Origin of the sequence: Oceanobacillus limi, assembly GCF_900111445.1 — a bacterium.
Lineage (GTDB): Bacteria > Bacillota > Bacilli > Bacillales > Amphibacillaceae > Ornithinibacillus > Ornithinibacillus limi.
Window position 1 is genome coordinate 101,244 of sequence record NZ_FOHE01000005.1, and the last position, 14,512, is coordinate 115,755.

13 protein-coding genes and 1 riboswitch are annotated in these 14,512 nt (G+C 36.5%); all 13 genes read left to right on the plus strand.

Translation table 11 applies throughout. The features are described from left to right. Window positions 1–2: 2 nt before the first annotated feature. The 13 genes from BMX40_RS07250 (at window position 3) to BMX40_RS07310 (ending at window position 14,492) form a co-directional block, all read left to right on the plus strand. On the plus strand, window positions 3–2,015 hold the full coding sequence (locus BMX40_RS07250; protein WP_090868335.1) for a chemotaxis protein CheA: 2,013 nt from the start codon (window positions 3–5) through the stop codon (window positions 2,013–2,015). A gap of 13 nt (window positions 2,016–2,028) precedes the next feature. Beyond that, window positions 2,029–2,490, plus strand: coding sequence for a chemotaxis protein CheW (locus tag BMX40_RS07255; protein ID WP_090868337.1), 462 nt, complete (start codon window positions 2,029–2,031; stop codon window positions 2,488–2,490). Window positions 2,491–2,509: 19 nt separating this feature from the next. Beyond that, window positions 2,510–2,866, plus strand: a complete 357-nt coding sequence (locus tag BMX40_RS07260; RefSeq protein ID WP_090868340.1) for a response regulator — start codon at window positions 2,510–2,512, stop codon at window positions 2,864–2,866. Window positions 2,867–2,901: 35 nt separating this feature from the next. Further along, on the plus strand, window positions 2,902–4,596 hold the full coding sequence (locus BMX40_RS07265) for a methyl-accepting chemotaxis protein (RefSeq protein ID WP_090868342.1): 1,695 nt from the start codon (window positions 2,902–2,904) through the stop codon (window positions 4,594–4,596). Between the two features lie 31 nt (window positions 4,597–4,627). Continuing rightward, entirely contained in the window at window positions 4,628–6,364 is a 1,737-nt protein-coding gene (locus tag BMX40_RS07270; RefSeq protein ID WP_244513414.1) for a methyl-accepting chemotaxis protein, read from the plus strand. A gap of 158 nt (window positions 6,365–6,522) precedes the next feature. Further along, on the plus strand, window positions 6,523–7,254 hold the full coding sequence (locus BMX40_RS07275) for an EAL domain-containing protein (RefSeq protein ID WP_090868344.1): 732 nt from the start codon (window positions 6,523–6,525) through the stop codon (window positions 7,252–7,254). Window positions 7,255–7,278: 24 nt separating this feature from the next. Next, complete coding sequence (locus BMX40_RS07280) at window positions 7,279–9,312, plus strand: methyl-accepting chemotaxis protein (protein WP_090868346.1); 2,034 nt, start codon at window positions 7,279–7,281, stop codon at window positions 9,310–9,312. A gap of 198 nt (window positions 9,313–9,510) precedes the next feature. Further along, entirely contained in the window at window positions 9,511–9,657 is a 147-nt protein-coding gene (locus BMX40_RS07285) for an aspartyl-phosphate phosphatase Spo0E family protein (RefSeq protein WP_170840701.1), read from the plus strand. 52 nt (window positions 9,658–9,709) lie between these two features. Next, window positions 9,710–9,794: riboswitch (cyclic di-GMP riboswitch) on the plus strand. A 127-nt stretch (window positions 9,795–9,921) separates the two neighbouring features. Beyond that, window positions 9,922–10,890: an ATP-binding protein gene (locus BMX40_RS07290; protein WP_090868349.1), complete on the plus strand. Its 969-nt coding sequence runs from the start codon at window positions 9,922–9,924 to the stop codon at window positions 10,888–10,890. Window positions 10,891–10,914: 24 nt separating this feature from the next. Continuing rightward, on the plus strand, window positions 10,915–11,241 hold the full coding sequence (locus BMX40_RS07295) for an STAS domain-containing protein (protein WP_090868351.1): 327 nt from the start codon (window positions 10,915–10,917) through the stop codon (window positions 11,239–11,241). Between the two features lie 2 nt (window positions 11,242–11,243). Next, the gene (locus BMX40_RS07300) at window positions 11,244–12,080 is read left to right on the plus strand and encodes a PP2C family protein-serine/threonine phosphatase (protein ID WP_090868353.1); all 837 of its coding nucleotides are present in this window, start codon (window positions 11,244–11,246) and stop codon (window positions 12,078–12,080) included. 13 nt (window positions 12,081–12,093) lie between these two features. After that, complete coding sequence (locus BMX40_RS07305) at window positions 12,094–14,154, plus strand: flagellar assembly protein A (RefSeq protein ID WP_090868355.1); 2,061 nt, start codon at window positions 12,094–12,096, stop codon at window positions 14,152–14,154. Between the two features lie 26 nt (window positions 14,155–14,180). Continuing rightward, on the plus strand, window positions 14,181–14,492 hold the full coding sequence (locus BMX40_RS07310) for an STAS domain-containing protein (protein WP_090868357.1): 312 nt from the start codon (window positions 14,181–14,183) through the stop codon (window positions 14,490–14,492). Window positions 14,493–14,512: the final 20 nt, after the last annotated feature.

Here is a 14,512-nt window from a genome sequence, read left to right on the forward strand (position 1 = left end):
AGATGGATACTAATCAATATATTGAGGTTTTTTTAGATGAGAGTCGTGAGCATTTACAAGCAGTGAATGACAATTTATTAAAGCTAGAAAAACAACCAGAGGATTTAAGTATTGTTTCTGAAATTTTTCGTTCTGCACACACGTTAAAAGGGATGGCCGCAACGATGGGGTTTGAAGATGTAGCATCATTAACACATCAAATGGAGAATGTCCTTGATAAAATCAGAAATGAAGAATTACACGTATCTACAGATGTTGTTGATATTACCTTCGCCGCAGTAGAAGCATTGGAAGAAATGGTAGCGTCAATTAGTGAAGGCAATGATGGAAAGAAGGATGTTTCTGATCTGGTAAGCAAATTAGAACAATTGGAAAATGGGGGATCTGCTCCCGTTTCACAGGAATCATCTTCTACAAGTGAAAGTCAATCTAGTATTGAATTTGAGCTAGACGAGTACCAAGCGACGGTCATCGCTCAAGCAAAAGAACAAGGGTTTGAAGCACTACATATTAACGTTCGTTTGAATGATGACTGTATTTTAAAAGCAGCTCGTGCCTATATGGTTTTTGAAAAACTGGAAGATAAAGGCGACCTTATTCAAACGGTACCTGTCGTTGAAGATATAGAGGATGGAAACTTTGAACAGGAATTCTCCTTATTAATGCTTACGAAGGAATCAAAAGAGGATCTTGAAAAGCTAATTCATTCGGTATCTGAAATCAATCGTGTCGATGTATCAGATTTAAAGGTTAAAGATAAAGAGCAGGAACAACCTAAAGCGCAAGAAGACGAAGATCCAAATAAAGCGAAATCCGAAGTAGCTGCGACTAAAGAAGCTCCAGCTAATAATCAATCAGCACCGAAGCAATCCAAAACAATTCGTGTAAATCTGGAAAGAATCGATAATTTAATGAATCTATTTGAAGAGGTCGTTATTGATCGTAGTCGTTTAGAAGATTTGGGACAGAAGCTAAAAGATCAAGAATTAATTGAAACAATTGAGAATATGACGAGAGTAACGGAAGATATGCAAGGCTTAATGCTATCGATGCGAATGGTTCCGGTTGAACAAGTGTTTAATCGCTTCCCGCGTATGGTCCGTGGTATTACCAAAGAACTTGGAAAAGAAATTGATTTAGAGATTACTGGTGCAGATACAGAATTAGATAGAACAGTTATCGATGAAATTGGGGATCCATTGGTTCACTTGATCCGTAACTCATTAGACCACGGAATTGAATCGCCACAAAAACGAAAAGAAGTTGGTAAGTCTGAAACAGGTAAAGTTTCCTTACGTGCATTCCATAGTGGAAATCATGTCTTTATTGAGATTGAAGATGATGGTGGCGGTATTAATCGTGAAAAAGTAGAAGCAAAAGCGATTGAAAATGGATTACTAAGTGCCGAGCATTCCGAAGTTTTATCAGATGAAGAAATTTATCAGATGATCTTCTCCTCTGGTTTCAGTACAGCTGACCAGATTTCTGATATTTCTGGTCGTGGTGTAGGGCTTGATGTTGTCCGGAGTAAAATTGAATCCTTAGGTGGAAATATTATTGTAGAATCAGAACCTGGTAAGGGAAGTAAGTTTTCTATTCAATTACCACTAACATTATCTATTTTGACGACATTGCTTGTAAATGTACAACAAGAAACGTATGCAATTCCGTTGTCGGCTATTGTAGAAACGATGCTATTGGAAGAGAAGCAAGTAATGTTTGTTCAAGGACAGAAGGTAATTGATTTCCGAGGGAAGGTTATCCCACTTGTATCACTAAGAGATATTTTCAATGTGCCTACAGCTGAGGACAGTAAGGAAGAAAACTCTATCGTAATCGTTCATAAAGGCGATAAGATGGCTGGATTACTTGTTGATTCCTTTATAGGACAAAAAGAAGTCGTATTAAAATCTCTAGGTAACTATTTACGTGATATTTTTGCCATCTCTGGTGCTACGATATTAGGCGATGGAGAGGTTTCGTTAATTATTGATCCAAATGCATTAGTAAAGTAAAGGAGGCAAAATAATGGAAGATTTTATGAAAGTCATTGTGTTCACTTTAAAAGAGCAGCGATTTGGTGTAAATGTGCAACAGGTTGTTTCGATTGAAAAGTTACAAAAGATTACAGAAGTACCAAGAACTTCTGATTTTATTAAAGGTGTTATCCATTTACGTGGGGAAACGATTCCAATTATTGATTTAAAAGAACGATTACAAATTACGAAAACGGAAACGACAGATGACAATCGTATTTTAATAGTTCAAGTAGATGATGTTCAAGTTGGATTAATTGTCGATTCCGCAACAGATGTACTGGACATCAACACAGAATCTATTGAACCAGCACCTAAAATGATCGGTGGCGTGCATGAAACGTACTTACATGGTGTGGCTAATTTAGATAAAGAGTTATTAATTTTACTAGATTTAGAGCGGATTTTAGATTTGGAAGAAACAAATGAAGTGAAAGAAGTCATCGAAGAATAGAATTTAGGAGGAATGGATTATGGCAAAAGTATTAATTACGGACGACGCAGCATTTATGAGAATGCAATTAAAGGATATTTTAACGAAACAAGGGCACGAAGTAGTAGGCGAAGCAGAAAACGGTCAAGTAGCTGTTGAAATGTTCCAAGATCTACAACCTGAATTAGTTACAATGGATATTACGATGCCAGAAATGAATGGTGTTGATGCGGTGAAGGAAATTAAAAAAATCAACCCAGAAGCGAAGATTATTATGTGCTCTGCAATGGGACAGCAAGGCATGGTTGTAGAAGCAATCCAAGCAGGAGCGAAAGACTTTATTGTTAAGCCATTTACTCCGGAGAGAATTCAGGAATCGGTTGGGAAAGTACTTTAGAATTAATCAATTAAGAAATCGAGAGGTGGCTTAATATGAAAAAACTATTTCAACTTAAGAGTGTACGAGCAAAATTACTAGCTGGTTTTTCACTGGTGATCCTTCTATCCCTACTAATGGGCGCATTTAACTTCCTAGCAGTAAATGACACAGTTTCTAATACCAAAGAAATTGCAGATAAGGAATTACCATTACTTATTGCAGATGAAAAATTAGCGTTTGATATGGCGGAGAGAACTGCCTTATTACGTGGATACTTACTATATGATGACCCAAGCTTCAGAGATAAATTCGAGGGACAAACGGATGCTAGTATTGCTCTTGAGAATGAAATATTAGAGCTTAGTGATTCTGCGGAAATCGAAGCTCTCATAGAAAAGAAAATTCAATGGGGCACTATAACAGACGCGGTTTTTAAAGCTTATGATCGAGGAGATAAAGAACTCGCCTTAGAAATTATGAATAATGATGTACAGCCTCTTTCAGAGGAATTAATGGATGACCTCCAGGGGTTAGCTGCATCTAGGGAAGAGTCTATTAATAATAGAGCAAGTGAAGTAATCGCTTCTGGTGAAACGACCATAATTGCTGGACTCATTCTATCCGGGATTATTATAGTAATTGGAATTGTGATAGCCATCTTCACAGCACGAATCATTACAAAACCAATCAAAACCCTGATGGAACGAATGAAATCAATTGCTTCTGGGAATTTAGGGAATCAACCATTAGATATTAAATCAAAAGATGAAATTGGGCAGCTAGCTACAGCTACGAATGAAATGAATGCTAGTATGCGAGAATTATTGACCCAAATCAATTCTGTTTCAGAAGTAGTAAGCACACAAAGTGAAGAACTAAACCAATCAGCAAACGAAGTAAAATCTGGTTCTGAACAGGTTGCAACAACCATGCAGGAGCTTTCCACTGGTTCAGAAACACAAGCAAATAGTTCTAGTGAACTAGCATCGATGATGAGTTCATTCACCGAGTTAGTGGATAAAGTGAATGATAATGGATCGCTTATTGAAAAAGCTTCAGGTGATGTCCTATCGATGACAGACGAAGGTAGTAAGCTAATGACAAGCTCAACCGATCAAATGAATAAGATAGATGAAATTGTCAAAGAAGCAATCCAAAAAGTACAAGGTCTTGACGATCAATCGCAACAAATTTCAAACCTTGTTACTGTGATTAAAGATGTTGCAGAGCAAACAAATCTATTAGCGTTGAATGCTGCGATTGAAGCAGCTCGTGCCGGGGAGCATGGAAAAGGATTTGCCGTTGTTGCGGATGAAGTTCGTAAACTAGCAGAACAAGTATCATCATCTGTAACAGATATAACAACGATTGTTACAGGGATTCAAACAGAATCAAATAATGTTTCGAACTCCTTACGAGGAAGCTATCAAGAGGTAGAGAGCGGGAAGAAATCTCTACAAACAACAAGTGAAACATTTAGTGGCATTACGATGTATGTGACCGAAATGGCCAACAGCATTAAGGAAGCTTCATCTAATCTATCTACGATTGCATCGAATAGTCAGGAAATGAGTTCAAAAATTGAAGACATCGCCGCAATCTCTGAAGAATCAGCTGCTGGCATTGAACAGACTTCTGCTTCAAGTCAACAAACAAGCAGTGCGATGGAAGAAGTTTCTGGAAGCTCAGAGCAGCTTGCAAAGCTAGCAGAGGAATTAAATGGATTAGTACGTCAGTTTAAACTGTAGATAGCTAAACATCAAAGAGGGGAAAATTTTTGTGGGTAAAAAACTAAAGCTAAAGAAGCCGAAAATAAAAGTTTCAAAATATAGAAATTTAAAGATTGGCGGTAAATATGGACTGATCTTAACCATTGTATTATTATTATTTGCTATTTCAACCGGTATTTCATCGTTCTTTATGGATGATGTCGGTGATAATATTGAAGCCCTTGAAAGAAGAGGAGAAAGAGCTATTATTATTGGGGAGATGGCATCGTTAACTCGAGCAAAAGGGATTCGCGTTTTAGATTATCAACGGGAACCAAGCTCAGTGATTATCAATGAATATGAAGATCGAGAAGCGTCATTTATTGAACTTACAGAGAGAATAAGTGATCGAATGGATACGCCTGAACTGCAAGAACTGTTTGGACAAATAGTAGAAAATGATATAGAATTAAATGAAATTTTTGATGAACTAGTGGCTACTGTAAACAGTAGCGATGCTAATCAAGCCAATAAATTTGTATTTCGAGCAAATCAAAAACGGTCAGAAACAGTAGAACTATTAAACGAATTACAACAATTGGTTAACGATGAACGAACTGCCGCTGTTACTGCAGCGAAAGAAAGTCAAGGATTTACGCAACTTATTCAATTGGTATCGTTTGTCATAGCCGCAGCAATCGGTATCGCATTAGTTATTTTAGTAAGTCGCATGATTTCACGCAACTTAAACAAAGTAGTAGAAGTAAGTAATAAGATTGCTGATGGAGACCTTGCTGTAGAAAAAATTGACTACAATGGGGAAGATGAAATTGGTATGTTGGGAGAATCGGTAAACCGAATGAGTGAAAATCTGCGTAATGTCATTCAGCAGGTTTCTGAGGTTTCAGAGACAGTAACAAGTCAAAGTGAGGAATTAACCCAATCAGCCAACGAAGTAAAAGCTGGTACCGAGCAAGTTGCAACGACAATGCAGGAACTAGCAACAGGATCAGAGACACAAGCAAATAGTGCGAGTGAATTGTCCTCTGTTATGAGTTCATTTGCTACAAAAGTGCAAGAAGCAAATGAAGAAGGGGACGAAGCTCACAAACAATCAGCTAATGTACTCGAAATGACCAACGAAGGCAGCCAGTTAATGAAGAGCTCTACACAACAAATGGCTAAAATTGATCAAATTGTTCAAGAAGCTGTTCAGAAGGTTAAAGGTCTTGATGAACAATCCAAACAAATCTCTGACCTTGTAACAGTTATTAAAGATGTTGCCGAACAAACAAATCTTCTTGCTTTAAATGCAGCAATTGAAGCAGCACGAGCAGGAGAACATGGAAAAGGATTTGCCGTTGTAGCCGATGAGGTTCGTAAACTAGCAGAACAAGTTTCTGTATCTGTTACAGATATTACAGGAATTGTTACTAGTATCCAGAGTGAAACATCGAATGTTACAGAGTCCTTAATGGCTGGATATAAAGAGGTAGAACAAGGATCTAGTCAAATTGATACAACAGGCCAAACATTTGAGAAGATTACAAATGCCGTAAATCGAATGGCAACTAGTATTAATTCAGTAGCGAATAACATGTCTGAAATTGCAGCAAGTAGTCAGCAAATGAGTTCTTCTATTGAAGAGATCGCAGCGATTTCCGAAGAATCTGCTGCAGGCGTCGAGCAAACGTCAGCTTCTACACAACAGACAACAAGCACAATGGAAGAAGTTGCTGGAAGCTCGGAGCAATTAGCAAAACTCGCAGAACAATTAAATGGATTAGTACGTCAATTTAAGTTGTAAAAGAAAATGATGGTTTGTTTTCCGAAACAAGCCATCATTTATACATATTGTTTGGTAGATGGGAAAAATCCCATAATGAAATGAAGGGTTTCGCCATTAAAGACTTGGTGCTAAGCCAGGAATACGAAAATCATCGATGACGAAATGGGTGTAAGGATATGGATCAAACGGAAGATACGTTATTGTATAAAAATAAGAACTTTTATCATGCAGTACAACCAATATTAAACGTTTCCACGAATGAGATATATGGTTATGAAGCATTACTTCGTTCCAATGAAATAACGAATCCAGAATTACTTTTTAAATCTTATAAAGAAAAGAATTTACTCTTTGAGTTAGATATGAGCTCCATCCAGGAAGCTTGTATGAGGCTTACGGAAATACCTAACTCAGAAGACGCATTGCTATTTATTAACATTTTTCCATCTACATTAGTTCATCCATCATTTCACAAACATCTAAAAGAACTTCAATCCATGATGTCGATTAAATCATCTTCGATTGTATTTGAAATTAATGAAGCAGAAAAAGAAAAAGATTTACCAGCAATAAAAAAGGTTGTAGCTGATTTAAAAAAGGAAGGGTATTTGATCGCCTTAGATGATGTCGGAGGCGGTGAATCTAGTTTTCAAACATTACTAGAATTAGATCCAGATATCGTTAAAATTGATCGAACCTATGCATCTAATTTAGCTAGCTCACCAAAAAAGCAAAAACTTATCCAACTATTATTGCAATTATTTGGAAAGGACATCCCTGTTGTTTTAGAAGGGATTGAGACGAAAGAAGATAACGCAAAAGCAAAAGAAATAGGTGTTCCATTTGTTCAAGGCTACTATTTCGGAAAACCGAACCGATTAGAATATTATTTGAAAAAAGTTGATTAAGACTTTCCAATTAGGAGGACAACGATGAGTAACAATCAAAATGGAAGGACTACTGGAAAGCTAGGATTTTTAAACAGATCCATTCAAAATCAAATCCTGTTACCATTTATCGTACTTATTGTTCTTGCAGGTGTCATTGTAGCAGGTGTAAGCTATAACTTTAGTGTCAAAACAACAACAGATGAGTTAACACATAATGTGGAAAGCCAAATGACTAGCATGGACGATACCTTTGAAATGTTTTTTCAGAATATCGATAATACATTAGAACGTTTCACGTTAAAAGAAATCTTAACTGATTATGACCCAGAAAATAAAGAAGAATTGAATCAATATTTACTGGAAACCGGAGAAAGCAATGATTCCATTTTAAATATATATACAGGTTTTGACAAAACGGGTGGGATGCTTATCTATCCTAATATTGATCTCGGTGATGATTTTCAAGTTACCGATAGGGACTGGTATCAAGATGCTGTTAATGCAGACGGAGAAACCATATGGACAGAACCATATACGGATTCTGCAACAGGAGAAACAGTAGTAACGGCAGCAAAAGCATATTATCATAATGATACGGTAGCTGGAGTGGTTGGTGTTGATGTAACGATTAACACGCTACTCGACATGATAGATGACATTACTATTGGAGAAACTGGTTATGCTGTTCTATATGATAATAGCGGTAGTTACATTGCTCATCCAGAAAGCGATTATATAGGGAAAGATGCATCACAAGAATCGTACTACCAAGAGATCATGAGTCGTGGTGAAAAAGGAATTGTTCAATATCAATTTGAAGGTGACGAGAAGGTGATGGGGTTTGCGAAAAACCCTACAACTGGATGGACAATTGGTGGAACCGTCTATGTGGATGAATTTAAGGAAAAAGCCCAAGTTATTCTTATACCAATAGCGATTAGCCTCGTTATCGTTCTTATTCTAGCCATCTTAGCATCTCTTGGAATCACGAGACGGATAACGAAACCAATTCAAAAATTACAAGAGACGATGAAGGAAGTAGAGAATGGTAATCTAGTAGCTGAAGTTGACACTAAACGTCAAGATGAGATTGGTCAGCTTTCCGCTAGCTTTGAGAATATGTTGAAACAAATGCGTCAGATGATGCAAAAAGTAGCTACTATTTCCTATAGTGTATCTGAGGCATCCCAAACACTTGTCGCGAGTGCGGAAGAAAATACGGCCTCTGCTAATGAAGTGGCGACGACGATGGAAGAAATTGCTTCTGGTGCTGCAGATCAATCGGAGTTAATGGAGCAGAACACGGCAGCTGCAAGTAAATTATCCCAGTTGATTAACCAGATTGAAGCACAAAGTACAAACATTTATAAGGAATCGAAGCTGATGACGGATGCCTCTGAACAAGGTGCTACGATTATTAGAGAACTTCGTGATCAATCTGTAGAAACTGGTAAAATGACGAAAGAAATGGTACAAGCTATCCATAATCTGGATGAACGCTCTACCAATATCGGTAATATTGTAGATAAAATAACCGATGTTGCGAATCAGACGAACCTATTGGCGCTAAATGCAGCAATTGAAGCAGCCCGTGCTGGAGAAAGTGGACGTGGGTTTGCCGTTGTAGCGGATGAGGTTCGAAAATTAGCCGAACAAACCGAGCACGCGCTTGGAGATATTTCTGGATTAATCTCGGAAATGCAACAGGATACCAAACGAACCGTTTCGATGATTAACACAACAAACGATGTCATTCAATCACAAGAAGAGTCTGTCAATAATACTGATCAAGCATTTGATAGTATTTCAAAAACAATCCAAACCAACAATACGCTTATTGAAAAGGTAATGGACGTTATGAAGGATATGGTAGAACAAGAGAAGATTATTTCTACAAATACTACTAATAATGCATCAATCAGTCAGGAAACAGCAGCAGGAACCGAAGAAGTATCAGCTTCGATTGAAGAACAAACGGCATCTATGGAGCATTTAAATAGCCTAGCAACGGATCTGGAATCGTATGCTTCTGAAATGCAGAAAGAAATGGATCGATTTAAGATTACGAAGGAATAATATTCAAGGGAACCAATAATTTTGGTTCTCTTTTTTATTTTGTCCAGAAAGAAATAAGAGTATAGTACTACTAATAATAAGAATAGATTCTTATTTCAAATACAGAATTAATAATATACTATTATATTTACAACAGATGTGTGCTCATATAAGCGCAGTTTAATCGATAGAAGGGAACACAAAATGCAAAAGAAATTATTGCTAGAACAGATCAGACAAAAGAGAGAGAACATGTTAAAAACTGCTGCGTATAGTGGTTTTAACAGTCAACAAACATTGGAACGCAGTCAAGAGTTAGATAGATTAATTATTAAATATCAACGTCTAAACAAGGATAATTACTAAATTAAATCAAACAACATTACATAAAATACTATTAATTATCAATGTAGACATCCTACGATAATAGCAAACTATTTGAAAATTTAGGACGCAAAGCCACGGGTCTAAGGTCTAAGGACTAGGATAGCCGGGTTACCGAAAAGGCTTGGAATGACATAGGAGTTCAATGTTTTGATGCTGTCAATTGAATTCATCGTCCACCATACTTTTTGGTGGACTATTTTTATACCTTAATAATTTCGAATTTTCTAAATTAGGAGGACTAATATGAAGAGCATTCTGCAAAAAATATTAAAAGATCATTCAAAAAAGAAAGCAAATGACAAAGAACAGACTAACGGATTAAAACTAGCTCATTTAACTTCATATAAGAGTGTACAAAAAAGAGCATTAGTAGGATGGATTGCCTCTAAATGTGCAGCCACCCTGAATTTAGATGAATCAGAACGTGAAGCACTGTTTTTCTTATCTTTTATAACAGAATCATTTGAAGAACTAGAAGATGGAATTGTAAAAGAACTTATGATTCTAGCAAATTCAGCAGTAAATTGGGTGGAATCAGATGCTGTTATAGAAGAGGAAGTAAAATCGGTACATTCATCTTACTTAGAAAAAGATGCACTAACACGTGTGTTCAGCGAGATTCAATCGGATTATGAAGATAATAGTAAAGAAACAAACGAATGTGAAGCAGCCTGGGAGGTTTATCGTGACGTTATTTATGCCGCGACACATGGTCAATTTTTATTAATTAATAAGGATGATGTATCACGCTATAGAAAAGGGGTATTGCTAGGAGAATTAGATATTACAGAAAGAAAACATATATCCGTTGCCAGAAAACTGGCCAAATCTTTTTTTTACCAAAACGGAATACCATCTGCTACAACCCTCAACTATAATCTGGTAATTTCAGAAGCGGTGACAAATGTATTAAAACATGCAACTCGAGGTAAAGTTAGCTTCTATCAATTTAATGACTCTTTTCACATTATTGTTGAAGATCAGGGGACTGGATTCCCGCTTAAAATATTACCAAAAACTACTTTAATGGCTGGATTCTCTACAAAAGAATCTTTGGGACAAGGCTTTACTCTAATGATGAAAATGGCAAGTCAGGTAGTATTAGAAACGTCAGCTAGCGGTTCTACGTTAATTCTAGTACTGAATGCCGAGAATAATCATAAACGAAATGATATTAAAAGCAATGTCGTAAAAGAAGCTATTGTTATGTAACAAGTAATGAAGGGGAGTGAGAAAATGAAGGATACGATACAAGTTTATAAAGAGATCGATGGACTTTTTTGTACGATTTATGTTGATGGGGTATTGGATTATGCAACGATGGACTCTTTTATAGAGGAAATAAAGTCGATTGAAAGAGGAACAGAAAAGGTTATCATTAATTTCGAAGCATTGGAGTTTATTGATTCAACTGGAATTGGAGCAATAATAAATTTAGTACATGAGGCAAAAGATAAACGTTTTTCTATAGAGTTAGAAGCAGTTCGTCAAGAAATTAATGATGTTCTTGGGACAATAGGTGTGTTTGAGATTTTGGAAACTCTTCAAAAGGAGGAATCGTAACGATGTTTAAGAGGGAGCTCTCATATCTGAATAATGAGAATAATGAGGTAGTAAAAAAAACACTAGAGAGAGAAATAAAAGTAGCTCAGAAAATTCAAATGAAGCTTTTAAATGGTCCAAACCCAGAAGTAGAAAATGGTGAAATTTCGGGTGTTTCTATTCCAGCAAGGTTAATTGGGGGAGATTACTATGACTTCTATATGCTACCAAATGGGAAACTGAGAATTGTAATCGGGGATGTAATGGGAAAAGGAATACCAGCAGCAATGCTTATGATTCTAACCCGCGGAGCGTTTCGAAGTGCTTCTGAGAGTACACAAGGACCTGGAGAAACACTAACTGCAATGAATCAAGCTATTTATTCAGACTTACGTATCCTTGGTTCATTTGTTACAGTTTTATGTGCTGATTGGGATCCTAACAAGGCAACCTTAACCTATGCTAGTGCGGGGCATAATTTGCCATTAATAGTATGCTCGGAAGTGGAGATCAATGAAGCACCAAAGATAAAAGGGGTGATGTTGGGAGGATTACCAAACACTTCTTATCAAGATAACACGCTCTCTCTTAATGATGAAGACCTTGTATTCTTCTATACGGATGGGATAACCGAAGCGCAAAATCCAGACGGAGAAATGTATAAAATCGATCGGTTACGAGAAGCGCTCCTAGATAATTATTACGCAGAAGTACAGGAGATAGAAGATTCTATTGTAAATGCAATCGATGAATTTACAGAGAGTTTAGATCAAAAAGACGATATTACGATGGTGTTATTAAAAGTGAAAAATGGTGATACGAAGGTAGCGAGCTATACTTCCCCAGTAATTAATTCATAGGGGTGAAATTAAAATGCAAAGTATAATTTCTAAGGGGAAAAATGTTGAAGATGCAATACATATCGGGCTTAATTTACTGGGTGTAAGCAAAAAAGAAGTTGATATTGAAATTATTACGCAAGAGACCAACGGTTTTATAGGAATAGGTAAAAAACAAGCAGTAGTTCGTTTGACAGTAACAAATGAACTTTCTAAGAATATCGAAGTACAAAGTCATTCTACATCCCTAGAAGATCTAGCGAACACTGTTACAGCTATGGTTGAAAAACAAGATGTAATGAATGAAACACCAGTAAATAACCATGTTTCATCAACTGACCTTGTCGGAAAGTCATGGGTTAAGGATCAAAGGTTATACGTAGTGGATTCTCCTTCTCATTATTCAACTGTTACGATAGGTAAAGGAATTCAACTTATAAAAAATGAGGAAGTTTTTTCTGGAACTTCCACGGTAATAACTGAAAAAGATTTATTGGAGATAAAGTTGGAGGAACCTCAAGAAGAGCCAACAAAGTGGAATGTATCCATTGATAATAATAAACTTCATGCAACCATAGATGTAGAACCAGGTTATAAAATAATTCGAGAAGTACAGGATGTTGAACCGAATGAACATATTGAATTAAAGGTTAGAGAGACTAAAGTGTTTTCTAACACACTCCAATACAAAGAAATATTAGAAAAACTGGACGCTTTACGCGTTAGTTATGGGTTTAATCATAGTGAAATCATGAAATCTGTAAACACATTGATTCCTGGAAGATTTGAAGCTGCAACAGGAAAAAACGCAGTAGCGGGGAAAGATGGATGGATTGAACTAAACGTTGATATCAATCCTATGAATGGATTGGTGGAGGATGAGTCTGGAAAAGTGAATTTCCGTGAAACGAAATTAATTCCAACAGTTGAGAAAGGGACCGTTATTGCAACGATTCATCCTCCTATCCCAGGAAAACCAGGAATAACAGTTACGAATGAGCCACTGCCTGCTCGGCAAACGAATCCGCTCATTGCTCGTACTGGAAAAGGTATTATTGAGATAGAGAATAAGCTAGTTGCAATGGAGTCTGGTAGACCATCTATTGAAATAAGGGGCAAATTAGTAAAGGCAGCTATTGTACCTAAATTGATACACTATGATAATGTAAACCTAACTTCTGGTAATATACACTTTATTGGCGATGTAGAGGTATTAGGTGAAGTAGAAGAAAATATGCTTGTTGAAGCAGAGGGCGACATCTTTATTCATAAATCTGTTAGTGCAGCCAAACTAACTACTGCAAAATCAATTGTTGTAAAGGGGAATGTTTTTGGTTCAGAACTAGAATCGGGGAAAAATAATATGTTAATTGTCGAGTTAGGACATTTGGTAGGTAACATGCTTGTTGAGTTAGGAAAGATGATTGCCGTAGTGAAACAACTCATGAAATCCCCAGCATTTAAATCTAGTGACTTTTCTGTTACTGGTTTACAACCACTACTTAAAATTTTGATGGAAAAGCGATTTAGAAACTTCTTAATCTCTGCAAAGAAATATCAGGATACTGTGGAGAAAAGTAAAATTTATTTAAAGGAAGGTGAGTGGATAAAAGTTAGTGAGACCATCAATCAAACTTTTATCACATTATCCAATCAAATAACAACTTTGGATCGATTAGCAACTTTGTATCAGGATATGAAAGAATTATCGAATCAGAGTGAAGTTCCAGTAGAACCCAATTCATATATAACTATATCAGACACAGTTAATAGTAGTCTATACTGTAGTGGGGATGTAACTATAATTGGCAAAGGTTCAATTAACACAAAAATTCACGCTGGTGGGATAGTAAAGGTTCATGGTGTTGTCCGTGGTGGAGAGGTATATGGAAGAATGGGAATAGAAATTGACGAAGTAGGTTCGAATAGCGGATCAAAGACGGTTGTAGCTGTTCCGCATGATCAATTAATAAAGTTGGGTAGAGTTCGAGAAGGTACGATATTAAAAATTGGAAATGTAACAGAGACGATTAGAAACGAAAGAACACATATTATTGCTCGCTTAAATCAAGACGGTCAGATTAATCTTACTTGAATTAAAAAATGAATTGGGGAACAAAGATGCTTAAATACACAATTACGAAAGAGGAGTATACTGTAAAAGTTACATTAAATGGTGATTTAGATATAGAAGGAACTGAATTGATAAATGATAAACTCATCCCGAGTTTACTTACTGCAAAAGTGGTGGAGGTAAGTTTGGAGCAAGTACCATTCGTAGATTCAACTGGGATGGGGTTGCTAATGAACTTAGTGAATACATTGAAAGATAGTAGTATAACGATTACGATTTCACATGTAAGGGAGGATGTATTTGAGGTATTTGAACTTCTACAACTTCCCGAAATATTCGGGAAAGAAGTATTTGTTTAATTAATAGATCTGTTCACATA

What these genes read in the sequence shown, in the direction of transcription:
- BMX40_RS07265 (WP_090868342.1), top strand. Translation starts at nt 2,902, where the DNA reads ATGAAAAAACTATTTCAACTTAAGAGTGTACGAGCAAAATTACTAGCT.
- BMX40_RS07280 (WP_090868346.1), top strand. Translation starts at nt 7,279, where the DNA reads ATGAGTAACAATCAAAATGGAAGGACTACTGGAAAGCTAGGATTTTTA.
- BMX40_RS07295 (WP_090868351.1), top strand. Translation starts at nt 10,915, where the DNA reads ATGAAGGATACGATACAAGTTTATAAAGAGATCGATGGACTTTTTTGT.
- BMX40_RS07260 (WP_090868340.1), top strand. Translation starts at nt 2,510, where the DNA reads ATGGCAAAAGTATTAATTACGGACGACGCAGCATTTATGAGAATGCAA.
- BMX40_RS07255 (WP_090868337.1), top strand. Translation starts at nt 2,029, where the DNA reads ATGGAAGATTTTATGAAAGTCATTGTGTTCACTTTAAAAGAGCAGCGA.
- BMX40_RS07310 (WP_090868357.1), top strand. Translation starts at nt 14,181, where the DNA reads ATGCTTAAATACACAATTACGAAAGAGGAGTATACTGTAAAAGTTACA.
- BMX40_RS07250 (WP_090868335.1), top strand. Translation starts at nt 3, where the DNA reads ATGGATACTAATCAATATATTGAGGTTTTTTTAGATGAGAGTCGTGAG.
- BMX40_RS07290 (WP_090868349.1), top strand. Translation starts at nt 9,922, where the DNA reads ATGAAGAGCATTCTGCAAAAAATATTAAAAGATCATTCAAAAAAGAAA.
- BMX40_RS07305 (WP_090868355.1), top strand. Translation starts at nt 12,094, where the DNA reads ATGCAAAGTATAATTTCTAAGGGGAAAAATGTTGAAGATGCAATACAT.
- BMX40_RS07275 (WP_090868344.1), top strand. Translation starts at nt 6,523, where the DNA reads ATGGATCAAACGGAAGATACGTTATTGTATAAAAATAAGAACTTTTAT.
- BMX40_RS07300 (WP_090868353.1), top strand. Translation starts at nt 11,244, where the DNA reads ATGTTTAAGAGGGAGCTCTCATATCTGAATAATGAGAATAATGAGGTA.